The following is a 23,551-nucleotide window of genomic DNA, read 5'->3' on the forward strand; positions in this document are numbered from 1 at the left end:
GGTGCTAAGTAATGCCTGAATGGTTACAAATCGTTTTACGGTCACTATTTTTTTTAATTGTCCTTTTTTTAATCACAAAATGGTTAGGTAAAAAACAGATATCTCAGCTTTCCTTTTTTGAATATGTAACTGGCATAACCATCGGGAACGTTGGGGCAGAGTTAGCCACAAAGGTTGAAGGAAGTATTATAAATGGGGTGCTTTCTATTCTCGTTTTTGCACTCGCACCTTTTATAGCAGGATTAATTTCTTTGAAAAGCAAAACTATTCGTGATCTTGTGGAAGGAAAAGCCTCAGTGTTTATTAAAGATGGAAAAGTCATGGAAGACAATTTAAAAAAGGAAAAGTATACAACTGATGAATTGTTAGGGTTACTTCGAAAGAAGGATGTCTTTGATGTAGCTGATGTTGAGTTTGGTTTGTTAGAAGCAAACGGTGACTTTTCTGTTATGTTAAAAAAGCAAAATCAACCTTTAACAGCAAAAGATTTGAATCTGGCAGTTGCTTCAGTCAAGGAGGCTCAGACTGTCATTATGGATGGAGAAATCCTTGATGAACCACTTTCCACGATTGGCCTAAACCGAAATTGGTTGAAAACCGAATTGGATAAGCTAGGCGTAACCATCGAGAATGTCTTTCTTGGACAAGCAAATTCCAATGGTGAATTAAACGTGGATCTTTTTGATGATAAAATTAAAGTGCCATCTCCACAAGAAAAGCCTTTGATGCTCGCAACTTTGAAAAAATGCCAAGCAGACTTAGAGTTATTTGCCCTTGGAACTGAATCAAAGGAAGCTAAAGAAATGTATAGCAAAAATAGTGAAAAATTGCAAAAGGCAATTGACCATGTAGCCTTCATCTTAAAAAACTAATTTATTTTATACTTTTGGGTTGATAAGAAAATTTAATCCCTCACTTTCATAAGTGATGTAATCAGTCCAATAATGACAATCGTCAGACATGAAAAAAGAAAAATTCTCATACCTAAGATAAAGACGGCAGCTGTAATAATGAGTGTATCAATGACAATAATAACTATAGCAATATCTATGGAGGAAGATTTGGAAATGAATTTTGCTAACAAATCTGTTCCTCCGCTGCTTGTCTCATATCGAAGCATAAGCCCTATGCCCAGCCCAATGATAGCTCCGCCAATTAACGAACTACTGAGAATGGAAATAGAAAATGCCTTTTTTAATGGACTCAACCAATCCATAAAAAGAGAAGTCAAAAGTAATCCATGGATGCTGCTATAGAAAAGGTGACGTTCATAGTACCAAGCATATATAAATAAAGGAATACTAAGAACTAACATGGATAACCCCGTTTGAAAGCCCAAAAAATAATGAATAATAAGAGCAATTCCAATAACACCGCCATCTATTAAATGATATGGAACTAAAAAACCATTAATTCCAATACCTATCAAAAAGCTACCAACGATTACAGCCATCACTTTTTGGAATTTAATAAAATCACCTTACCTCCCATTCGATATTCGATATTCGATATTCGATATTCGATATTCCATAATATATGTCCAAGTTAGAACGTCAAGAATATACATGTAAAAAATTTTTTCCTCAGCACCCTTACTACAATTTTTGACACCACATTGAAAAAGCAGAGCCCTTAATGGGTCCTGCTTCATCATCTCTATCTAACAAAGACACTTATTATATAAATCAATATAAAATAAGCCCAGTCCAATGACTGGGCACTTACACCATTATTTCAATTCTAACAACACTACATTTTCAACATGTGTAGTCATCGGGAACATGTCGACAGGTTGGATATCAACTGCTTTATATCCGCCTTCTTCTAAAATATGAAGGTCCCGTGCCAAGGTTCCTGGGTTACAAGATACATAAACGACCTTTTTAGGTTTCATCTCAATGATTGTGTTTAGAAGAGATTCTTCACAACCTTTACGAGGTGGATCAACAACGATGACGTCTGCCATGTTACCCTTTTGATACCATTCAGCAATGACGTTTCCTGCATCACCAACGATGAATTCTGCATTTGTGATTTCATTTAATTCAGCGTTGCGGCGTGCATCTTCAATCGCTTCTGATACAACTTCCACACCAATAACCTTTTTCGCTTTTTGTGCTAAGAATAATGAAATGGTACCAATGCCACAATAAGCATCAATCACCGTTTCCTCGCCCGTTAGACCAGCATAATTAAGTGCTTTATCATAAAGAACCTTCGTTTGATCTGGATTAATTTGATAAAAGGATTTTGCGGAAATCGCAAATTTCACGTCACCGATCAAATCATAGATCACTTCGTTACCCCATAGCAAAGTCATGTTGTCGCCCAAGATAACATTTGTTTTCTTCGAATTTACGTTTTGGACGATTGATTTCACCTGTGGAAGACGTTCAACGATTTCCTTCACGATTGTTTCGATGAAAGGGATACTTTTCGTTCTTGTAACGAGTACTATCATCAATTCGCCTGTTTGCTTGCCATAACGAGCCATAATGTGACGCAATACACCTTTATGGGTTTTTTCATTGTAAGCAGGGATACCAAGTTTACTGATGATTTCTTTTACAACTTGAACAGCTTCACTAATCACTTCATTTTGGATAATGCTTTCTTTCGTTTCTACAATTTCATGTGTCCGTGGTTTAAAGAATCCCGCTATTAGCTTGCCGTCCTTTTCACCAACAGGCACTTGGGCTTTGTTACGATAATGAGTTGGGTTTTCCATACCAATTATCGGGTGTACCTTCACATCCTCAAGTTTTCCAATGCGAGTCATCACTTCACGGACTTGTTTTTCTTTGAATTCCAACTGTCCTTCATAGCTCATATGCTGTAGCTGACAGCCACCGTATTTATGAAAGTCTTCAGTTGTAATCTCAACTCGATACGGACTATTTTCTATAATCTCCATCAAACGTCCGAAGCCATAACCTTTATTTGTCTTCATTACTTTAACTTTTGCCTTTTCACCAGGAAGGGCGTTCTGAACAAAGATCGGATAGCCATCAACTTTAGCTACTCCAGCTCCTTCGTGCGTTAAATCTTCGAATAAAACCTCTATAATATCATTTTTAGCAACGGGTGCTGTTTTTTTCATATCATCTTCTCTTTTCTTTTATAAGCTAGCCTGTATTTTACCACATTCAGAGCCTTGCCACAAAACGACTCACCAATTTACATTGGTTTTCATAAAATAATAGTAGAAGGAATTACGTTTTTTCATAGTTCCATGTATAAAAGCGAGGTAAAAAAAGAAAAATAAGGAAAAATAGATGAGGTGAAGAAATGGGTTTGTTTAACTCTATATCTGCCTGGAATGCAAACAGGCTAGAAAAACATCGAGTAAGCATGGAGGAAAAGGGCCTCTGTCCGGATTGTTATGGGCGAGGATACAGCTCTTTCGTACCAACGGAATATCATTTTTCCGATATACACGACTGTCCCGGCTGCAACGGAACCGGAGTTTATGCTGATTGGGCTGCGATGAACGGACAGCAAATGTAGATCCCATTCCACTAAGAAAAGTTCAATGAATGGTGGAAGAAGTGATATATCAAAAACACACGTAAAAAGGACCCCCTGTTAAACAAGGGGTTCTTCTAATTTTTTTACCATATATCCAAATTCATAGCCACTTATCATAATGGTTTTTATTTTCTTATATCCTAACCTGTTATAGAGACGATTTGCCCCTTCATTCACATCTTCAACGACTAAAGAAACCCTTGGGTAGCCTTTTTCCTTAGCATACTCCTCAACATATTGAATCAGTGCACTTCCAATTCCTTTCCCTTGAAAATTCGGGTCAACACATAATGTATCCAGATAAAAGTCATCACTCTCTGCTTCCTTGTCGAGTGTAATACTCGAATCTTTCATTTTCCGCCGTAATCTTTCAACTATTGGTTCATCTAACCCTTTAGCATCTTTTCCATGATAGGCAATGATCAGTCCAGATACTTCCCCATTATGTTCACTAACGAAGGTATTTTCATAGCTGATTCGATTTCCACTTTTTCTAAAAAAGTCGGCAAGAACGGCGAGTATTGTTTCTTCTTCTGTTTCGCCAGTTAACTCCTCGGCAATTTCCTTTATCGCAAGTCGTGTTAATACTGCTGCCTTTTCTGCGTCTTCTGGTGTCGCTCTTCTGATGTACACGTTACCCATTCTCCTTGCTAGATTAAAATTAAAAGGCCACCCACTTTAGTGACCTTCTTTTCATTATTTATTTGTTGGATCGTCCGGCAATATTCCTTCCGGGATGAATACATCAAAATGACGGTACTGGTTTACGAATTCAGCTGGGGCCATGCCACCAAATTCCCCGTCCAAATTAAGCATCATGTCTTTTTTGGCAGTTACTTTGATCCGATTTGCTTTTTCATAAATGACATTTTTATCATGTATATGTTCACCGCGCATTGCCAAAGTTACGACTCGGACAATATCAGCAAGATTTGCCTTTTTCAAAATAAGTAACGTGAACATGCCGTCATTAAGGGATGCGTCTGGTGCGAGTTTTTCGAAGCCACCGACCGAATTTGTATTGGCGACTAAAAATAGCATAATCTCGCCTTCGAAAAGCCTTCCATCATATTCGATTGAAACTTCTGTCGGCTTGATAGAAGGTAGCATTTCAATCCCTTTAATGTAGTAAGCTAGCTGCCCAAGCATTGTTTTCAGCTTGATTGGCACGTCGTAGGTCAATTCAGTCAATCGACCCCCACCAGCAATATTGATGAAATATTTATCATTCATTTTTCCAATATCGATTGGCATCGTATGCCCACTGGCAATAATATCAGCTGCCCCTTCGATTGACTTCGGTAAATGCAGTGCCCGCGCGAAATCATTCGTCGTTCCTGTCGGAATAATTCCTAGTTTTGGGCGCTTTTCTGCAGTGGCCAGTCCATTAACAACCTCATAAATCGTTCCGTCGCCTCCTGCTGCAATGACAATATCATAGCCGCGTTCAATGGCAATTTTAGCTGCATTCGTTGCATCACCAGCACCGGTCGTCGCATGTGTAGAAGCCTCATATCCAGCTGCTTCAAGCTTTGCAAGCACCCCTGGTAAACTCTTCTTAATGGCTTCCCGGCCTGATGTCGGGTTGTAAATCAACCTTGCTCTTTTCATTTCCCATCATCCTTATACAAATTGATTCCATAAATTACATATTAATCGTTCACTACATGAAAAGCAATATTCGAAAAAAAAGAGGACCGCATTTCGGCCCATTTCTTTATATGCTTTTTCTAGAAATCTTATCAGGGAAATTATAAAGCTTTTTACAATTTTATTCTAGTAAATGGTTTAAAATTATGGGTAATGAACATTCACTTTATATGTATCGAAGACAGTTAAGATATGATTCCCTTTTCCAGACTTTAGTGTACCATTCTTTTTTTCAGTTTTTTCAGTGCCTTCTTCATTCGTGTCTTCTTCTTTTATCTCGGTCGTTTTCCAGCTATTTTCAGGCCCCTCGAGCTCCTCGACACCTTTTGCTTCAATCTTGATATCACTATTTTCTTGAAGGTATACGCTAAGGTAGCCGCTATCTTTTACACTCCAATTACTTAAAAGCTGTCTTGGCTTTAAGACAAGATCCGTGCTTTGTCCATTAATCTCTAATGATAATTCAGCAGGGATAATAAGAGTAGCCTTGAGATTCGTCCTGCCTCCGCCTAAAAGGCTATTTTGAACCGGTAAATCCTTGAAGCTGATATAAAGTGTATCACCGTTTCTCTCAACCATTAAATAATCTTCCGTCTTTTTCAACAGGGATTCAGCATCTACTGTTACAAGCTCATCATATGTCCCGAATATAGAAACTTCTTCATCGGTCCCACTTTCAACCGTCAATGGGTATGATCCAGAATCTAGAACGACCCTCTGAATGTCTTTTCCAGCCTTTTCATTGAACCCAGGTAAATTCACTGTTTTTTCTTCGCTTTGCACGGCTGCCCTGACTTGATCCATTATTCCACTTGATGTCAGCAGAATTAAAACAATTCCCGTCGTTCCAAGCAATCCTACGAAAAGAATACTAAGAATATCATATTTTACAAAGGAACTTTCTTTTCTGGAAAAATAGATATAGAAGAGAATTTCCACTCCCAAAATAATGAAAAGCAACGGCCACCAAGAAAGAAGAATCGTCGTCATATTCATATTTGCGATTTGAGAAATCAGTAAAATCATACCTAAACCAACCAGAGAGACTCCCATTGAAATTGTTCCGACTCTCCATGTTCTCATTTTGTCTCCTCCTTGTCTCTCGCTTTTTTACTTCCAGCTAACAATTTTATTCCTCCACCTATAAGAAGGATACACACGAGTACTTTTTGAAAATAATCTCTAAACCAATATTCTAAGTTGCTTCCAACCCATTCATCTAAATGAGGTGCAATTGCCGGAACGATAATGTTACTTGCCAAGAAATAAATTCCTAGCCCCACCAAACCAAGGCCTACCCATTTTTGCTGATTGACAATTCCCGAAATTATGGGCGTATCTTCAACAGGACCCTCTTCCATTTTAGCCGCTTTTTGTAATCCATCAAAAAAGCTGTAAAACCAGATGATCGGAATAAGGAAAAAGAAGAATCCTAAACGGAGTAAATCCAATATATAAATGGCGAATAAAAAGCCGGCCATTAATTGGATTCCGCGTTTTTGCAGCCCTAAATATAAATGACCTGCCCCAGGGAAAATGGCGAATAAAGTCGCGACCGATTTACTCTTCTTCCCAGATTCCCGTCTCTCCTCGAAATCTTCCAACACGGTCCGATCAATAAGCTCCTCACCCCTTTGCTTTTTATTCAGCTGTTGAACAGAATCAAAAAAACTGTAAATCCAGATAACTGGCAATAAAGCCATGAATATTAGCAGACCTTCCATTTGTGTCATCACACTGATGAATATCACCATAATGCCAAGGCCTAAAAAGCCAATTAGAAAAATAAGTCCCCGATTCATGAGGCCGAGCTGAAAATGTCCGAGACCAGGCACGAATGAAAGGACAATTACATAGAATCTTTCTGCTTCCGGCTGATCCACTATTCCCCCTGCATCCGTTTCGCTTTTAGGATTTCTTAGAGAGGTAACTACCAAGTCAAATATACTGATGAAATAAAACACCATTCCTATAATGGAAAAGGCAAGAAACGCTTCCAATTGACTAATCAATGTAAGAAAAAAGCCTCCCAGCCCTAATCCAAGCGTGGCTAGAAAATAAAATAAACCTTTATATCTCCTACCTAGGTAAAAATGACCAAAACCCGGAAGAAATGATAACAAAAAAGCTAATATCGGACTTTTATTCATTTCTAAACCCCTCCTTATTTTTCTTTTCAATAGAGTCCATCCAATTAAATGTTTTATCAATAAGACCATCGGTTAAGGTCTGAGTTTCCTTTACAGTACTGGATTCTACAGAATCAACGTATTCAGTCAGGGATTGAAAAACTCCGGCTGCCATTAATAGAATCGTAAAACCAGCGGCAATCAGGTAATGTCTTGTAATCGTCCGAAGAGATTTTTCTTTTCTGATTTGCTTAACCTCTTCATTAGATACTTCATTTAGTTGAGCAATCGAGCTCATAACAGAATCTGCTATATCAAGTTCTTCAACGAGCAGACTAGATTCAGCTCTTTCCATCGCCTCCATATAGACTGTTAAACACTCGTCACAGGAGTATAAATGATTTTCATATTCTATTTTTAGATTATCAGGCATTTCATCCGCCAAATAAGCAATCCACCCTGCTTCAGAAACATGGTTCATGAAAAATCCTCCTCTTTCCAATGTTTTCTCATCCAATTCCTTGCCCGATATAGCTTTACCTCAACAGATTTGACTTGAATCTGCTGTTCCTCTGCAATTTGCTGGAATGTTTTTTCTTGTATGTAATAGCCATACACAACGTCCCGATACCCCTCCGGAAGGTCATTCAGCTTCCGTAATACTTGCTTTCGTTTTTCATTTCGAAAAAACACTGCCTCAACATCATCAGATAGGCCTAAATGAGCTTCCGAAGGCTGTACTTCATGTGATTCTTCCTTTTGCCTTTCTCGTTTTCTCTTCAAATCTATTGCATGATTGACGGCAATACGCGTAATCCATGTTTTAAAACCTTGATTTTTATATTGAGGAAGAGAAGTATAGATTTTGATAAAGACTTCCTGGGTGACATCTTCTGCATCCTTTTGATTGCGTAAAACGGAATAGACGGTTCTAAAAATCGTCTCCTTATACGTTTCTATCAATATCCGGAAAGCATGATCATTTCCACCTCTCACCTTCTCCACTAACTCATCTGTCACTTCTCTCCCCCCTTTCATTTAAGCATTCATGTAATAGACGACACAAAAAGGAGTTACCCCTACAGATAACTCCAAAAAAAATATAAAATTAATTTCTCACTTATAAGTTCCAGTATTTCCTCGTAAAACTCTTTTGATAACCATATGAAAACCGCATCACTTAGAAAGTGATACGGTCAATTATTAACGTTTATTGATTTCTTCAACCAAAATTTTATTAACAAGTTGTGGATTAGCTTGGCCTTTTGTCGCTTTCATAATTTGTCCGACAAGGAAGCCGATTGCTTTTTGTTTACCAGCTTTAAAATCTTCAATTGATTGCGGGTTATTATTCAAAGCTTCTTCAACCGCTGATCGTAATGCACCTTCGTCAGAAATTTGGACAAGTCCTTTTTCCTTAACGATCGTTTCTGCGTTACCACCGTTTTCGATCAACTCTTTGAATACCTTTTTCGCGATTTTAGAAGAAATTGTACCATCTTCAATCAGTTTGATCATTCCTGCCAATGATTCAGCAGTCAACGCCATATCATGCAGTTCTTTCCCTTCTGCGTTTAAGAAAGCAGAAACCTCACCCATGATCCAGTTCGATGCAAGTTTCGCATCCGCACCTGAAGCAACTGTTGCTTCAAAGAAATCAGCCATTTCTTTTGTTACCGTTAAAACAGCAGCATCATACTCTGGTAAACCAAATTCTTCAACGTAACGTTTTTTTCGTGCATCTGGAAGTTCTGGAATCTCCGCAGTAATGCGTGCTTTCCATTCTTCGTCGATATGGATAGTCAATAAATCTGGTTCCGGGAAATAGCGGTAATCATCAGAGCCTTCTTTAATACGCATTAGAACTGTTCTACCTGTAGCTTCATCGAAACGACGTGTTTCCTGTTCGATTACGCCGCCTTCATTCAATACTTCTGCTTGTCGGATTTCTTCATGCTCCAACCCTTTACGAACGAAGTTGAATGAGTTCAAGTTTTTCAATTCAGTTTTCGTACCGAATTCTTTTTGCCCAACTGGTTTCAAGGAAATGTTAGCATCACAGCGAAGTGAGCCTTCTTCCATTTTACAATCGGAAACACCCGTGTATTGAATAATGGATTTCAATTTTTCCAGATAAGCATACGCTTCTTCAGGAGACGTGATATCCGGCTCGGATACGATCTCAACAAGCGGAGTACCTTGGCGGTTGTAATCACAAAGTGAATAGTTCCCTTTATGTGTCAGCTTACCAGCATCTTCTTCCATATGAATACGTGTAATGCCGATTTTCTTTTTCTTGCCACCGACTTCGATTTCAATCCAGCCATGTTCACCGATTGGCTGATCGAATTGAGAAATTTGGTAAGCTTTCGGATTGTCTGGATAAAAATAGTTTTTCCGGTCAAATTTCGTGATTTCTGCCACTTCACAATTTAGCGCGATAGCAGCTTTCATTGCAAAATCAACAGCCTTTTTATTGACGACAGGCAATACACCTGGATAGCCAAGATCGATTACAGTCGTATTGCTATTTGGAGAGGCACCGAATTGGTTCGGGCTCGATGAGAAAATTTTTGAATCTGTTTTTAATTCTACGTGTACTTCTAGACCAATTACCGTTTCAAAGTCCATTTTTTTCACCCCTTACAGCTTAGGAAATTGTTTATGAAAATCTGTTGCTTGCTCAAATGCGTGAGCAGCGCGGTAAATCGTGCTTTCATCAAAATGCTTCCCGATCATTTGCAGACCAAGCGGTAGACCATTAGCAGCGAAACCACAAGGTACGGAAATACCTGGTACGCCAGCAAGGTTGACAGGAATCGTTAAAATATCATTCGCATACATCGTTAATGGATCGGCAACTTTTTCACCGATTTTGAAAGCTGGTGTAGGTGTTGTCGGTCCAACGATTACATCATATTTTTCAAATACATCTTCAAAGTCTTTTTTGATCAATGTACGCACTTTTTGAGCCTTTTTATAATAAGCATCATAATAACCAGAGCTTAAGGAGAAAGTTCCAAGCATGATACGGCGTTTTACTTCGTCACCGAATCCTTCCGATCGAGTTTGCTTGTACATTTCAATTAAGGTTTCTGCATTATCTGTACGGTGACCGAAGCGAACGCCATCAAAACGGGAAAGGTTTGCCGATGCTTCTGATGAAGAAAGCAGATAGTAAGCAGCTAGAGCATATTTGGAATGCGGCAGGGAAACTTCTTCCCATACAGCTCCAAGTCCTTCTAATACTTTTAAAGCTTCAAGTACAGAATTACGTGCTTCTTCCCCAACACCTTCACCAAGGTATTCTTTAGGAACTGCAATTTTCAACCCTTTAACATCGCCTGTTAATGAATTCACAAAATTCGGTACGTCTAAGTTAGCAGATGTGGAATCCATTGGATCGACGCCTGAAATCGCTTCAAGAAGGTATGCATTATCTTCAACCGTTCTTGTCACCGGACCGATTTGATCTAATGAAGAAGCAAAGGCTACAAGTCCGAAACGGGAAACCCGTCCATATGTAGGCTTTAAGCCGACAACTCCGCAGTATGCAGCTGGTTGGCGAATCGATCCACCTGTGTCAGAACCTAATGAGAATAAGACTTCACCAGAAGCGACAGATGCAGCTGAACCACCTGAAGAGCCACCTGGTACATAATCCGTATTCCATGGATTGCGTGTTGCCTGATATGCTGAGTTCTCATTTGAAGAACCCATCGCAAATTCATCCATGTTCAATTTTCCAATTGTCACCGTTTCTGCCTGCTGTAACTTTTGAACAACGGTTGCATCATAGATTGGATCAAAGTTCTCCAAAATTTTGCTCGCACAAGTTGTCCGTAAATTTTTAGTAACAATATTATCCTTCACACCGATTGGCATGCCAAATAGGGCGCCTTGGCTCTCGCCTTTTACTAATTGGTCATCCAATTGTTTTGCTTGGTTGCGGGCGTTTTCTTCATCTAATGTCAAAAATGCCTTCACCTTGTCTTCTACTTGTCCGATTCGCTTATACGATTCGTTAACAAGATCAGTAACGCTGATCTCTTTATTATGTAAACGTTGATGAAGCTCGGAAACTTTTTGTTCGAACAACGACATCATTGTCCCTCCTTATTCCATAATGGCTGGTACACGGATATATCCTTCTTTGCTATCCGGTGCATTCTTAACTACTTCTTCTACTGGTAATCCTGGTTTTGCAACATCTTCGCGCATTACATTTTTCATATCCAAAACGTGAGAAGTCGGGTTTACCTGATCCGTATCAAGTTCATTCAACTGCTCCGCAAATGAAATCATTTGTTCAAGCTGATTCTGAAACTGTTCTGCTTCTTCTTCCGTAATTGCCAAACGAGCCAAATGGGCAACGTGTTTTACTTGTTCCATAGAAATTCGTGACATTCTCTTCACCTCCGAAAAAATATCCAAATCGACTAAAATAGTCGCTTTTCTCCATAAAATCATCGTTTAAATCATATCAAACTATTGCACAGTAAAGCAACAAGAGATACCATGTCGAAATTCAAATATTTCTTAAAGAAAAAGAAGTATTTTCCGGGAAATATGAGAAAGTTGCCGAAATTTCCGGGGAAATTCCAAGAAGGCGGTCAAATTAGTCAAATGTTCTCGATTCTTGCAAAAATCCCTTCCTAAATAGGAAGGGATTACATTTCCATTAATATGCTTCTGAAGTCGTTTTTCCTTGCATATGAAGGATAAGATAATCGGGTCCTCCTGCTTTTGAGTCTGTACCTGACATATTAAAGCCTCCGAACGGCTGATAGCCTACAATCGCGCCCGTACATCCACGGTTGAAGTATAGATTTCCCACATGAAAATCATCACGTGCTTTTTCCATATGTTCACGATTATTTGTAATTACTGCTCCCGTCAGACCATAATCCGTATTATTTGCAATCTCAATCGCTTCATCAAAGTCTTTTGCTTTCGAAAAAGCAACAACTGGGCCGAAAACCTCTTCTTGCATGAGCCGGGCATACGGATCAAGATCGGCAATGATCGTTGGTTCAATGAAATAACCGGTTGTATCATCACCCTTTCCACCAGCGGCTAAACGACCTTCTTGTTTCCCAATTTCAATGTATTCCATGATTTTTTTATAAGCTTGACCATCGATGACCGGCCCCATGAAGTTTGCACCATCTTCTGGATCACCAACGGACAATTCCTTTGCCAGTTCTAAAGCACGCTCTAGCACCTGATCATATACTTCAGCAACAATGACCGCCCGGGAACAGGCAGAACACTTTTGCCCGGAAAAACCGAATGCCGAATTCACGATCGATTGAGCAGCCAATTCAAGGTCCGCTTCCTTATCAACTACAATCGTATCTTTACCACCCATTTCCGCAATCACCCGCTTCAGCCAAATTTGACCTTCATTCACTTTTGCGGCACGTTCATAAATTCTCGTACCTACTTCACGAGATCCTGTAAATGAAACAAAACGGGTGCGGGGATGATCGATAAGATAATCGCCTACTTCTGAACCGCTCCCCGGGACAAAGTTCAATACCCCATTAGGCAGACCTGCTTCCTCCATCACCTCCACAAATTTAGCCGCGATAACCGGAGTAGTCGATGCCGGTTTTAACAGAACCGTATTTCCCGTTACGATGGCCGCAACAGTCGTTCCTGCCATAATAGCAAAAGGAAAATTCCACGGGGAAATAATAATTCCCACTCCAAGTGGAATATAATCATAGCGATTATTTTCATTCGGTCTGCTCTGTACAGGAATTCCGTCTTTTAATTTGAGCATCTGCCTTGCATAAAACTCTAAGAAATCGATAGCCTCAGCCGTATCACCATCTGCCTCATTCCACGGCTTGCCAGCTTCTTTCGTCAGCAAGGCCGAAAATTCATGTTTCCTCCGTCGGACAATAGCTGCCGCTTTGAACAGTATATCTGCCCTTACTTCAGGCTTTACCTTACGCCATGTCTGAAAGGCCGCATCCGCTGCCTGAACTGCCTTCTCAGCCAACTCACGATTGGCTTTCGATACATAGCCTATCACTTCTTCTTTTTTAGCTGGATTAATAGAAATAATTTTATTTTCTGTAGAGATTTTTTCTCCACCAATGACTAAATCATAATTCTGACCTAAGTATGTTTTCACCCTGCCTAACCCCTGTTGATACGCCTCGCTATTTGCCACTTGAGAAAAATCCGTAAACGGTTCATGTTTATACAATTGCACCAAAACAATCCCTCCCTGTTTTAAATAACTTTTCAACACTATCAATCTTATTCTAACTAAAACTGTTAAACTCTTCAAATTATGTATAAATAAGATAATATCATTCAAGAATAATAGCCAGGCATAAAGCCATTTTGTTAAGGTTACTCATGGCTAGATTTGTTCCAAATAAAAAAGATGAAGCTTGTTAAGCTTCATCTTTTTTTTATTCGTATATATGCACGGTTGGTTCGTCTTGATTTGCCTCGCGAACAATAAGTGCTTCGGGTCCATTTACAGAAGTGATCGATACTTGTACTGCAATATATTTAGGGAAACGTTCCATTACAAGACCAGCCACATATTGTGTAAAGCCAATCGCTTCTGAGTTTCCATAAAATTGGATAGGGATATCGATGTTCAAGCTTTGTAATTGGTCATCCATATAAAATGCCCTGCCAATAACTCCATTAAAGTTAGGGAAATATTCTTCAACATCCTCTTTAAAATTTGTGAATGTGTTGACGTCATCCCTATATTTTTTTTCTGCACTTGCCGAAGGGAATAGGAAGTATTCTTCGTTTAAGTTTGTCCATTTTCCAATATTGTTAGAGTTTTTCCCTATATTCGTATAGGAAATAAAATTCCCAGGCACTACAGAGGATTTTTCATTTTGCTCAAACAAGGCAATGGTAATCGGAACATTTTTCAGCTTGTCCATATTACGCAATCTTTTTAAGACTTCCTCAGCAATTTTCTCCCCTTCTTGTTTTAGTTCTTTACTATCAATTTTCTTTTCATAGGTTGCCCCGTATGCTTCTTTTTGATAGTAATGGACTGAATTTAGGGCAAGGCCTATTACAACTCCACCAAGGCTAACTGTGCTATCCTTTGATTTCACCAAATAGTTATGTTCTAAAATATGAGCCAGGTAAATTGGATTTTCCGCATTCCGCTTATCAATGTCACCTGTACCTGAATCAACTGGATTTAAACCTACGTTATCACTTTCTTTCTTGTTCTTTTCTTTCAACTGGCTTTTTGTATATTTTCTGTTCAACCAGGATGATATCTTGGAACTGTCGAGCATTTGCCCCTCTTGAAATAGGTATTCTTCCGGGTCAAATTGAGTTTGTGCCAACCGCATCAGTCCATTTTCAAACTCTTCGATATCATATCGAGTATTTAAATTCGAAACGACCAAACCGCGGGCTTTTGATGGCTCAAACGGAAGAATCGTTTGATAATATTCTTCCGAAATTTTATACTTCGGAATAATTGCTGTATCCTTTTCGTTTTTGGAGTCTTGAACTACCTCTTGCTTATCCTCAAAACTAGGTGCACATCCAGCAAGAAGTAGTATAAGAATCATCCCCAAAATAGAGTGTTTCCTCATAGCTACACCTCTTATTTTTTTAGTTCCTCAATCAGTCTCTCTTCATCCCATACGAGAACGCCTAGGCTTTCTGCCTTTTCTAGTTTGGAACCAGCATCTTCGCCGGCCACGACCAAATCCGTTTTCTTGCTGACACTTCCAGCAACGTTAGCTCCTAGCGCCTCTAATTTTTCTTTCGCTTCATTACGTGTTAGCTGATGCAGTTTCCCTGTCAAAACGACTGTTTTTCCAGCGAAAATGGAATCGATTTCTTCTATAGAAACAGCTCTTGCCCCTTTATAGATAAGGTTCACACCGGCTGCTTCCAACTCATTCAACAGTGCATGCACTTCCTCCAATTCAAAATATGCCACGATGGAATCAGCCATTTTTTCTCCAATTTCATTAATTGCTGTAAGTTCTTCACGGCTCGCCTTGCTTAATGCTTCCATAGTGCCGAATTCCCTCGCAAGGGTCTTCGCTGCTTTCGAACCAACATGGCGGATACCAAGGCCGAATAGTAATTTTTCTAGCGAATTGCTTTTCGAAGCTTCGATTGCCTGAAGGAGTTTATTGACGGATTTATCTCCCATCCGTTCCAATGCTATCACTTGATCGTATGTAAGCTTATAAATATCAGCTACATCCTGTATGAGCGCTTCCTTAAATAACTGGCTAATGACTTTTTCACCTAAACTGTCGATATTCATTGCTGTCCGTGATACAAAGTGAATCAAGCCCTCTCGGATTTGTGCCGGACATTTCGGGTTGATGCATCGCAGGGCGACCTCCCCGTCCAGTCGGACAAGCTCGCTATCACATTCTGGGCACTCAGTCGGCATCTGGAACTCGACTTCTTCCCCCGTACGACGTTCTGCTAGTACATTGACGACCTCTGGAATGATATCGCCTGCTTTTTTCACGACCACTTGATCTCCAATACGGATGTCCTTTTCACGGATTAAATCTTCGTTATGCAGCGAAGCTCGTTGCACAGTCGTTCCGGCTACCCGAACAGGGTCCAAAACAGCCGTTGGTGTCAACACTCCCGTACGGCCAACATTCAGCTCGATACCTCTTAGTGTTGTGATGACTTCTTCGGCTGGAAATTTGTAGGCAATCGCCCATCGCGGACTTTTTGCCGTAAAGCCTAGTTCATCCTGCTGTTCAAGTGAATCCACTTTTACGACAATTCCATCGATATCGTAGGCCAAGTTTGGACGTTGTTCAGTCCATTCTTCAATATAGGCAAGAACTTCCTCTATATTCGTACAGGTTTTTCGTTCCTTATTTGTTTTAAACCCTAGTTCATCCAATAAATCTAGACCCTCGCTGTGAGAACGAACCCCTGTTTCACCTAAATCAGCAATCGCATAAAGGTATACATCCAAGTTCCGTTTCGCAGCAAGTTTTGGGTCAAGTTGTCTCAAAGAGCCAGCAGCTGCATTACGAGGATTTGCAAAAGGTTCTTCCCCGCGTTCTTCCTTCGCCTTATTTAGAGATTCGAATGATTTTTTTGGCATGAATGCCTCACCACGCACTTCTATGGCGATAGGCTCCCGTACCTTCAAAGGAATTGACTTGATTGTTTTCAGGTTTTCGGTAATATCTTCACCAATTGTTCCGTCTCCTCGGGTTGCTCCTCTTACGAAATATCCATTTTCATATTGAAGTGTGACGGCAAGTCCATCTATTTTCAATTCACATACATAGGAAAAATTGTCACCTACAGCCTGTCGGACCTTTCTGTCGAAATCGCGTAAGTCACTTTCATTGAAAGCATTACCTAGGCTAAGCATCGGTGTCGTATGCTCCACTTTTTCGAACATATCCAGGATGGCCCCACCGACCCGCTGTGTTGGAGAATCGGCTGTTTTCAGCTCGGGAAATTTCTCTTCATACTCAATTAATTCACGTAAAAGCCGATCATATTCAGCATCAGGTACGGATGGCTGGTCCTTCACATAATATTCATAGCTATATTGGTTCAATAAAGTTTGCAGCTCAAGAACAATCTTCTCTGCAGCTTGTATGTCCATACGTTCAATCCTTTCTAAAGAAGACTCCACCGCACTTCATCTTAGAAGAGCGGTGTCTAAGTCAGATATCCCTATTCTTCACCAGTAGACGCATATTCATAGCTTATGCTTTTTCTATTGGTGCAAATTTCGCCAATAGGCGTTTAATGCCGATTGGACTTGGGAATGCAATATCCAGTTCCTTTCCTTCGCCTTCTCCTTTTACACTCACCACGGTTCCAATCCCCCACTTTTTATGGGAAGCCTTGTCACCAACGGCCCAACCAATCTCTTCACCGCCTGTTGCAGATGGGGCAGAAACAGCTCGCCCAAAGGTAGGCATTTTTCTTGTGGAAGCCGTCGCAGTGTTCCCTGTTCTCGCCGGAGAACTGAATGGAGTCTGCTTGGATCTAGGAGCAGGTTTCGGTTTAAGATCTTCAAGAAGTTCCTCGGGTATTTCTCCGATGAACCGTGAGACTGGATTCATGCTCGTCCGTCCATACAGTGTCCGCATTTGGGCATTACTGATGAACAACTCATTTTCAGCCCTTGTAATCCCCACATAAGCAAGACGGCGTTCTTCTTCCATCTCCTCCTCATCCATGAGCGAGCGGCTATGAGGGAAAACTCCTTCTTCAAGGCCCAGTAAAAAGACTACCGGATATTCTAATCCCTTCGCCGAATGTAGTGTCATTAACGTTACCGTATTTGTTGCTTCTTCGGAGTTCTCATCTAATTGGTCAATATCAGCAACCAACGCCAGGTCAGTTAAAAAGCCAATCAATGATTTGTCCTCGCTGTTACTTTCGAATGCTTTCGTTACAGATAAAAACTCATCTATATTTTCAAGACGGCTTTGTGATTCAATTGTTTTTTCTGCTTGCAGCATCTCACGGTAACCGGTTTTTTTAATGACTTCTTCCACCAGTTCCGTCACAGATAAGTACTCCTGCTGATTTGTATAGTTAGTAATTAACGTGTGGAATTCCCTTGCTGCTTTGGTAGCCTTCCCGCTTATCCCAATCATTTCCACGGACTCAAGTGCTTTATAAATGGAAAGATCATATTGATCTGCATAATCTGCTACTTTGTCCATTGAAGTTGCACCAATACCTCGTTTCGGTACATTTATTACACGGCGAAGACTGATGTCATCATCAGGATTTGCAATAAGACGCAGATAGGCAAGTAAATCCTTAATCTCTTTACGATCATAGAACTTAGTGCCGCCGACGATTGCATAGTTAATATTGGATTTAAGCAGAACTTCCTCCATTACCCGTGATTGTGCATTTGTTCTGTAAAGGATTGCTATATCGGAATATTTTCTACTACCGTCCTTAGCTAATTCATTTATCTTTCCTGCTACAAATTGCGCTTCCCCTTGTTCATTGTCTGCACGGTAATAGAAAATCTTATTACCATCTACATTCTCAGTCCAAAGATTTTTCGGCTTCCGGTTTCGATTATTATCGATGACCTTATTCGCCGCTTCAAGAATCTTTTTCGTTGAACGATAATTCTGTTCAAGGAAAATCATATTGGCATTAGGATAATCTTTTTCAAATGAAAGGATATTCGCAATATCCGCACCGCGCCAGCGATAGATCGACTGATCTGAATCCCCTACAACACAGAGATTACGGAATCGTGAAGCTAGCAGTTTAACAAGCATATATTGAGCCCGGTTTGTATCTTGATACTCATCAACATGAATGTATTGAAACTTCCGCTGATAATATTCTAGCACTTCCGGTATAAGTTGGAACAATTGAATCGTCATCATGATCAAATCATCAAAATCGAGGGCTGAATTTTTCCGCAAACGTTTTTGGTATTCTGTATATACATCTGCCGTTACTTTAGTAAAATAATCTGACGCAGTTTTGAGGTATTCTTCTGGTCCGACCAATTCATTTTTTGCTGAACTGATACTACCTAAAATGGCCCGGTAATCATATTTCTTTGTATCCATATTACGGTCTTTCATAATTTGCTTAATGACTGATTGCTGATCCGTCGTATCTAAAATTGAGAAATTCCTATTAAATCCAATCCGATCAATATCTCTTCGCAAAATACGGACACACATAGAGTGGAACGTTGAAATCCAGATATCTTCGGACGCACCGCCCAGAATGCTACGGATTCTTTCTTTCATTTCACGTGCGGCTTTATTAGTAAATGTGATTGCAAGGATATTCCAAGGTGCTATCTCCTTTTCAACCATCAAGTAAGCAATACGGTGAGTCAGCACACGCGTCTTTCCACTTCCTGCCCCAGCCATAATTAGAAGTGGACCATCTGTTGCTTTTACTGCTTTTTGTTGCTGTTCATTCAAACCTATTAGTAATTTTTCCGCTAAATATTGCATTATCACACCACCTATACGAACATTCGTTTCTGTTTTAGTATACTACATTTTTTCCCTATTTACATTTTGGCCAAATTATCATTTAACTGCCTCAACTGTTGCAAGCGCCGTTTTCAAATCTTCATAGATCACATTACCAACAACGATTACGTCCGCAAACTCCGCCATCTCTTTGGCCTGCTCTACTGATTTAATCCCACCGCCGTAGAATAGTACAGTATTCTCCAAACTCTCTCTAGCCGCTTCCACCATCTGGACATCGCCATAAGCACCGCTGTATTCAAGATAAAAAACCGGCAGTTTGAACATCTTTTCTGCCATCATTGCATATGCACCCACATCATCCATATCTAGATCCGTATTGGCTTTCGTCAATTGAGCCGCCTTACACTCAGGATTTAAGATGCAATATCCTTCTACGAAAATTTCATCCCAATTCAAAAGGTATCCGTATTCTTTGACTGCTTGCTGATGCAGTTTCATCATCCAATCTGGATTGGTGCTATTTAGGACACTCGGAATAAAATATAAATCGAATCCCGGCGTCACTGTTTCAACCGATGAAATCTCCATCACACATGGGACTGTATATCGCCTAACTCGCGCCATCAAATGAAGTACATTCTCAAGCGTAATTCCATCGGTGCCTCCAACCATAATTGCATCTGTACCAGACTCACAGACTTTTTCTAACGCCTCATCGCTTATTTCTTTATTTGGATCGAGTTTGAAAACATGTTTCCACTCGCGAAAATCGTACATTATAATCCTCCATTCACACTTCCCATTTCACCATTATAGCATTAAGATTTTTCATTAAAAAAGAGAAGTATCGATAAAATGTTTACCAACTGGAAACCTCTGAATCTAAAATCCAATATAACACGGTTTCGACTGGACGGTAGCTGCTATAGAAAACGCTTGCTCAAAATAAAAAGCCGGGAAACGAATTCCTCGGCTTTTTCTATTTCATACAATATAAAAAAATCGAATTCATTAAGATTCCGTTGTTTCTTCAACGTTTTCCTTTATACGGTTAAGAGCCATGGTATAGGCATCATTTCCGTAGTTTAAGCAGCGTTTAACCCTAGAAATCGTGGCCGTGCTAGCCCCTGTTTCGTTTTCGATTTTATGATAGGTTTTACCTTCTTCAAGCATACGGGCTACTTCAAGGCGCTGTGCTAATGATGAAATTTCATTGACTGTACATAAGTCATCAAAAAATCGATAGCATTCGTCTAAATCGCGCAAGGAAAGTATCGACTTAAACAGCTGATCCGTTTCTTTCCCTCTTAACTTATCAATTTGCATGTTTCTCCCCCTCAATTTTCATGGGTATCAAAATGAGACGTCTTCTACTAAACCAGGTTGATTCGGAATAATATTGACCCAAGTTTTCCCCGGTATCAACCCTACTTCTTTATCGTTTTTCACTGGTATAATTCGACCATCTTTATTAACCCATTCTACTTCATTGACCTTCCCCTTTTGAAGTAAATAACCTTTTCCGCCACTTTTTAAATCAATTTTAAGGCGTCCCTTATCATCAACCACTTGATGAGTGGTCTCAATGATGAATATATTATCCAGTAAAATCGGTTTGCTTGATTTATGCTCGACTGTTTGCTCACCATTAGAATAACGTTTATATTTCTCTTCTGTTCCTTCATATTCATACTTTACATTGAACTCTGCCGATCCGTAGGATATCTCAATTTTCAAAGCCGATTCTCCTTGCAGACCAACCGCCTCTTCCTCTGTCAGGAAAGTAAATGGCTCTGGTGCACCTGTCAGCTCATATCCTTTTTCCTTCGCACCCTTTTCAATATTATCAAAAGAAGTGTAGGAATTATGCGGTGCGTTTCGATCTGTTGAGCGCTGAAACAAAGTACCATCATAATATAGGCCGTTCAAGTTATCAATATATCCTTTGTCTAGCATGGTTTTTGCCTCTGGGCTATTCCCATGACACACATAGATGCAGTCCAAACCTTTGGCCATTTCGATATAATAGTCCCTTGCACTCCGAACCGGTCCGATTTGGTTCGGCATTTCACTTTGGAAAACAGCTAAAAATCTGGTTATGTCGCCTTCCGCCAGCAATTCATAGACTATGTCCGCATCTGAGAGACCAGATTGTGGACGCGCTTTTGGATGATTATTAATCATCACCGCTACAGCCCTTTGCTCGGTATCTTCATTCGTGGCTACACCAGTAAGTGGAAACATGTTGGAAGGCTCGTTTTTAACATCTGTATTTTTAATGACAGCTGCATCTTTCGGCTTACTGTCATCTGGTACAGGTTCTTCTTTAGTCGAACAGCCTGCTAGCAGAAAAATAGCAATAATGATGAAAAGAACTCTCTTAAATTTCATCTTTCCACTCCCCTGATTTTTTAACCATTTCTTCTCTTATATTTTAACGCATTATAGTAGGAAAGAGTATAGTTTTATTCATTACATCATATACTCCTCGCTGGGTTACCCTTATATAGGGAAGATGAGTTGTTGAAAAGAATGAAAGGGTATACACCGGATCAGCAAAGCGATAACCCCTTTCACGTAGCAGCTTTTTCAACTCATTCTCTTCTTTAATTAGTTCAGGAACCTCCTTATTGGACATGACTCCTTTTAATTTTAAAGGCAGTTCATGTATCACCTGGCCTTGTTCAGTCAAAACGATACCACCGCCAATTTCCTTCAACCGGTTAAATGCTAAATGCATATCCTGTTTTCGTTTACCAATTAAGATTATGTCACCCGTATTTGTATAAGAACCTGCAAAACCACACAATTTATTGGCAAAGCCTTTTAATATCGTATTAATGCGCCATTTACCTTCACGGTCAATGAGCATGAAAAAGCATTCATCATCTTTAAAGGTCAGTTCTTCATGGCCAACGTCATTGGAAAGATAATATGGCTTCGTGATTACGTTATTGACCAGTTCAATTCCAAACGGCATAGAAAATTCAAAATCTTCCTTTAAACTAAGATCCCAATCAAGTTCAAGCGGTTTAAAATCAAAATCGCTCCAGTTGATTTCCTGAGAATCGGGAATTACTTCACCATCCCGTTTCACCCATTTCCCTTTTGCCATTACAGAAACTGGTGCCGGTTCCTTTATATCTGTCAGAAAATTAATGTTGGCAACCCTTCCAGTAGCAATATTACCATGAAGATATTCAATATTATAATAGCGGGCGATATTAATAGTTGCCATATTATAAGCATCAATGACCGGAACACCTTGCTCTATTGCTATTTTGATTAAGCTGTCTATAAAACCACCTTCATAAAAAGACGGAGGTGATCCATCTGTTGTATAAAAGAATTTGTCATAATGATCGATGCCCATATCATGTATTTCTTGTATCAACTTAGGAAGATCCGGTCGGATAGAAGAATGCCTTAGTGAAACATAATAACCCTGTAGCAGACGAGACATGACCTCATCGCCTGTCATTGCCTCATGATCACAATCAGCACCAAACAACGTCATCTTCGCCAACGTTTTCTCCGACGCACCCGGAAAGTGTCCTTCAATTTTCTTCCTCATCCGCTTTGCTTCCTGAATCCAGTGCAACATCATGTCATCCCCGTCGAGGAGCTTCGGCCATCCCGTTAGTTCGCCGCCCTGTAGTACGGCATCGTGCTCCAGCCAAGATTTAACTGCACCATGTGAAAATACCATATCCTCGTCTACTAATTCCGTTTGTCCATCAAAACGACTCCACCAATACATTGTAACAGGAATATTACGAAGTTCTTTCAAAAGAGAAAACGCTTTCTTTTTTTCTAACTGCAATAGAAATGGCAAGTTATCATTGATTAATGTCGTTGTCCCAAAATGAGATGCATAACGTGAAAAAGAAAGGGGATTATATAATTGAGAAGGATGTGAATGCGGCTCAATATATCCCGGGACCAGGTACTGATTTGTACAGTCAACCATTTCGCAGCGGTCTATATTTTCAGGAAGCTTTTCGCCAACATAGATTATGCGATCATCATAGATCCAGATATTCGCTTTCACCCATTTTCGTAAAGCCTGATTTAAATAAGTCGTATTTTTAAGCAGAATGTGTGGTGCCCTATTGCCATCCAGCACATCTATATGTTCACGTAGATGTTTATTTTTCCATCTATAGCGCTGTTCAAGCATAAACATTCCCCCATAATTTTTTTGAAACAAATGCAATAAAAAAACCATTTTAAACCCAATTTTATTTCATACTAACATACTTACCAGAATAGCACAGTAATGTTAAC

At 39.8% G+C, this 23,551-nt stretch carries 21 protein-coding genes; 2 read left to right on the forward strand and 19 right to left on the reverse strand.

Annotated elements, in window-relative coordinates; all coding sequences use genetic code 11:
• The first annotated feature begins 11 nt into the window (after window positions 1-11).
• Window positions 12-872 (forward strand): DUF421 domain-containing protein, encoded by an 861-nt coding sequence (locus tag JFU50_RS07810; protein WP_201183222.1) that lies wholly within the window; start codon window positions 12-14, stop codon window positions 870-872.
• 32 nt (window positions 873-904) lie between these two features.
• Here JFU50_RS07810 and JFU50_RS07815 read toward each other — a convergent pair whose 3' ends face one another.
• Together JFU50_RS07815 and rlmD are read right to left on the reverse strand one after the other, a co-directional pair.
• The gene (locus JFU50_RS07815) at window positions 905-1,453 is read right to left on the reverse strand and encodes a YitT family protein (RefSeq protein WP_201183224.1); all 549 of its coding nucleotides are present in this window, start codon (window positions 1,451-1,453) and stop codon (window positions 905-907) included.
• 276 nt (window positions 1,454-1,729) lie between these two features.
• The gene (rlmD, locus tag JFU50_RS07820; RefSeq protein WP_201222339.1) at window positions 1,730-3,100 is read right to left on the reverse strand and encodes a 23S rRNA (uracil(1939)-C(5))-methyltransferase RlmD; all 1,371 of its coding nucleotides are present in this window, start codon (window positions 3,098-3,100) and stop codon (window positions 1,730-1,732) included.
• 188 nt (window positions 3,101-3,288) lie between these two features.
• Between rlmD and JFU50_RS07825 the strand changes: the two genes are divergently transcribed.
• On the forward strand, window positions 3,289-3,507 hold the full coding sequence (locus JFU50_RS07825) for a hypothetical protein (protein ID WP_053344229.1): 219 nt from the start codon (window positions 3,289-3,291) through the stop codon (window positions 3,505-3,507).
• A gap of 78 nt (window positions 3,508-3,585) precedes the next feature.
• Here the strand turns inward: JFU50_RS07825 and JFU50_RS07830 are convergent, their stop codons facing one another.
• The 17 genes from JFU50_RS07830 to JFU50_RS07910 form a co-directional block, all read right to left on the reverse strand.
• A complete protein-coding gene (locus JFU50_RS07830; protein ID WP_057218296.1) occupies window positions 3,586-4,161 on the reverse strand; it encodes a GNAT family N-acetyltransferase in 576 nt (191 codons plus the stop codon).
• 63 nt (window positions 4,162-4,224) lie between these two features.
• A complete protein-coding gene (locus JFU50_RS07835) occupies window positions 4,225-5,139 on the reverse strand; it encodes a diacylglycerol kinase (protein ID WP_201183229.1) in 915 nt (304 codons plus the stop codon).
• A 183-nt stretch (window positions 5,140-5,322) separates the two neighbouring features.
• Window positions 5,323-6,261: a hypothetical protein gene (locus tag JFU50_RS07840; RefSeq protein WP_201183230.1), complete on the reverse strand. Its 939-nt coding sequence runs from the start codon at window positions 6,259-6,261 to the stop codon at window positions 5,323-5,325.
• Complete coding sequence (locus JFU50_RS07845) at window positions 6,258-7,328, reverse strand: hypothetical protein (protein WP_201222341.1); 1,071 nt, start codon at window positions 7,326-7,328, stop codon at window positions 6,258-6,260. The genes JFU50_RS07840 and JFU50_RS07845 overlap by 4 nt, the downstream gene beginning before the upstream one ends.
• Window positions 7,321-7,788 carry a hypothetical protein gene (locus JFU50_RS07850; protein ID WP_201183232.1) on the reverse strand — a complete coding sequence of 156 codons (468 nt, stop codon included), beginning with the start codon at window positions 7,786-7,788 and terminating at the stop codon, window positions 7,321-7,323. Before JFU50_RS07850 ends, JFU50_RS07845 begins: the two co-directional genes overlap by 8 nt.
• On the reverse strand, window positions 7,785-8,327 hold the full coding sequence (locus JFU50_RS07855) for a sigma-70 family RNA polymerase sigma factor (protein WP_309558432.1): 543 nt from the start codon (window positions 8,325-8,327) through the stop codon (window positions 7,785-7,787). Before JFU50_RS07855 ends, JFU50_RS07850 begins: the two co-directional genes overlap by 4 nt.
• A 183-nt stretch (window positions 8,328-8,510) precedes the next feature.
• On the reverse strand, window positions 8,511-9,938 hold the full coding sequence (gene gatB / locus JFU50_RS07860) for an Asp-tRNA(Asn)/Glu-tRNA(Gln) amidotransferase subunit GatB (protein ID WP_201183234.1): 1,428 nt from the start codon (window positions 9,936-9,938) through the stop codon (window positions 8,511-8,513).
• A 12-nt stretch (window positions 9,939-9,950) separates the two neighbouring features.
• On the reverse strand, window positions 9,951-11,411 hold the full coding sequence (gene gatA, locus JFU50_RS07865) for an Asp-tRNA(Asn)/Glu-tRNA(Gln) amidotransferase subunit GatA (protein WP_057218305.1): 1,461 nt from the start codon (window positions 11,409-11,411) through the stop codon (window positions 9,951-9,953).
• 12 nt (window positions 11,412-11,423) lie between these two features.
• Window positions 11,424-11,714 (reverse strand): Asp-tRNA(Asn)/Glu-tRNA(Gln) amidotransferase subunit GatC, encoded by a 291-nt coding sequence (gatC, locus tag JFU50_RS07870; protein ID WP_053344220.1) that lies wholly within the window; start codon window positions 11,712-11,714, stop codon window positions 11,424-11,426.
• Window positions 11,715-11,988: 274 nt separating this feature from the next.
• Entirely contained in the window at window positions 11,989-13,536 is a 1,548-nt protein-coding gene (pruA, locus tag JFU50_RS07875) for an L-glutamate gamma-semialdehyde dehydrogenase (protein ID WP_201222343.1), read from the reverse strand.
• Window positions 13,537-13,738: 202 nt separating this feature from the next.
• Complete coding sequence (locus JFU50_RS07880) at window positions 13,739-14,908, reverse strand: CamS family sex pheromone protein (RefSeq protein ID WP_201183236.1); 1,170 nt, start codon at window positions 14,906-14,908, stop codon at window positions 13,739-13,741.
• A gap of 11 nt (window positions 14,909-14,919) precedes the next feature.
• Complete coding sequence (gene ligA / locus JFU50_RS07885; RefSeq protein WP_201222345.1) at window positions 14,920-16,926, reverse strand: NAD-dependent DNA ligase LigA; 2,007 nt, start codon at window positions 16,924-16,926, stop codon at window positions 14,920-14,922.
• Window positions 16,927-17,029: 103 nt separating this feature from the next.
• Window positions 17,030-19,279: a DNA helicase PcrA gene (gene pcrA, locus JFU50_RS07890; RefSeq protein ID WP_056522781.1), complete on the reverse strand. Its 2,250-nt coding sequence runs from the start codon at window positions 19,277-19,279 to the stop codon at window positions 17,030-17,032.
• Between the two features lie 78 nt (window positions 19,280-19,357).
• Window positions 19,358-20,041 (reverse strand): heptaprenylglyceryl phosphate synthase, encoded by a 684-nt coding sequence (locus JFU50_RS07895; protein WP_053344216.1) that lies wholly within the window; start codon window positions 20,039-20,041, stop codon window positions 19,358-19,360.
• A 234-nt stretch (window positions 20,042-20,275) separates the two neighbouring features.
• Window positions 20,276-20,590 (reverse strand): YerC/YecD family TrpR-related protein, encoded by a 315-nt coding sequence (locus JFU50_RS07900; protein ID WP_053344215.1) that lies wholly within the window; start codon window positions 20,588-20,590, stop codon window positions 20,276-20,278.
• Window positions 20,591-20,617: 27 nt separating this feature from the next.
• The gene (locus JFU50_RS07905; protein ID WP_053344214.1) at window positions 20,618-21,655 is read right to left on the reverse strand and encodes a DUF3048 domain-containing protein; all 1,038 of its coding nucleotides are present in this window, start codon (window positions 21,653-21,655) and stop codon (window positions 20,618-20,620) included.
• Window positions 21,656-21,698: 43 nt separating this feature from the next.
• Entirely contained in the window at window positions 21,699-23,444 is a 1,746-nt protein-coding gene (locus tag JFU50_RS07910; RefSeq protein ID WP_056522784.1) for an adenine deaminase C-terminal domain-containing protein, read from the reverse strand.
• Between the last annotated feature and the right edge of the window lie 107 nt (window positions 23,445-23,551).

The organism is Peribacillus sp. TH14, assembly GCF_016651145.1.
Lineage (GTDB): Bacteria > Bacillota > Bacilli > Bacillales > DSM-1321 > Peribacillus > Peribacillus butanolivorans.

Bases quoted from the DNA above. Each gene is read 5' to 3' on its own strand.
- JFU50_RS07810 (WP_201183222.1), top strand. From the start codon at position 12: ATGCCTGAATGGTTACAAATCGTTTTACGGTCACTATTTTTTTTAATT.
- JFU50_RS07815 (WP_201183224.1), bottom strand. From the start codon at position 1,453: ATGGCTGTAATCGTTGGTAGCTTTTTGATAGGTATTGGAATTAATGGT.
- rlmD (WP_201222339.1), bottom strand. From the start codon at position 3,100: ATGAAAAAAACAGCACCCGTTGCTAAAAATGATATTATAGAGGTTTTA.
- JFU50_RS07825 (WP_053344229.1), top strand. From the start codon at position 3,289: ATGGGTTTGTTTAACTCTATATCTGCCTGGAATGCAAACAGGCTAGAA.
- JFU50_RS07835 (WP_201183229.1), bottom strand. From the start codon at position 5,139: ATGAAAAGAGCAAGGTTGATTTACAACCCGACATCAGGCCGGGAAGCC.
- JFU50_RS07840 (WP_201183230.1), bottom strand. From the start codon at position 6,261: ATGAGAACATGGAGAGTCGGAACAATTTCAATGGGAGTCTCTCTGGTT.
- JFU50_RS07845 (WP_201222341.1), bottom strand. From the start codon at position 7,328: ATGAATAAAAGTCCGATATTAGCTTTTTTGTTATCATTTCTTCCGGGT.
- JFU50_RS07850 (WP_201183232.1), bottom strand. From the start codon at position 7,788: ATGAACCATGTTTCTGAAGCAGGGTGGATTGCTTATTTGGCGGATGAA.
- gatB (WP_201183234.1), bottom strand. From the start codon at position 9,938: ATGGACTTTGAAACGGTAATTGGTCTAGAAGTACACGTAGAATTAAAA.
- gatA (WP_057218305.1), bottom strand. From the start codon at position 11,411: ATGTCGTTGTTCGAACAAAAAGTTTCCGAGCTTCATCAACGTTTACAT.
- gatC (WP_053344220.1), bottom strand. From the start codon at position 11,714: ATGTCACGAATTTCTATGGAACAAGTAAAACACGTTGCCCATTTGGCT.
- JFU50_RS07880 (WP_201183236.1), bottom strand. From the start codon at position 14,908: ATGAGGAAACACTCTATTTTGGGGATGATTCTTATACTACTTCTTGCT.
- ligA (WP_201222345.1), bottom strand. From the start codon at position 16,926: ATGGACATACAAGCTGCAGAGAAGATTGTTCTTGAGCTGCAAACTTTA.
- pcrA (WP_056522781.1), bottom strand. From the start codon at position 19,279: ATGCAATATTTAGCGGAAAAATTACTAATAGGTTTGAATGAACAGCAA.
- JFU50_RS07895 (WP_053344216.1), bottom strand. From the start codon at position 20,041: ATGTACGATTTTCGCGAGTGGAAACATGTTTTCAAACTCGATCCAAAT.
- JFU50_RS07900 (WP_053344215.1), bottom strand. From the start codon at position 20,590: ATGCAAATTGATAAGTTAAGAGGGAAAGAAACGGATCAGCTGTTTAAG.
- JFU50_RS07905 (WP_053344214.1), bottom strand. From the start codon at position 21,655: ATGAAATTTAAGAGAGTTCTTTTCATCATTATTGCTATTTTTCTGCTA.
- JFU50_RS07910 (WP_056522784.1), bottom strand. From the start codon at position 23,444: ATGCTTGAACAGCGCTATAGATGGAAAAATAAACATCTACGTGAACAT.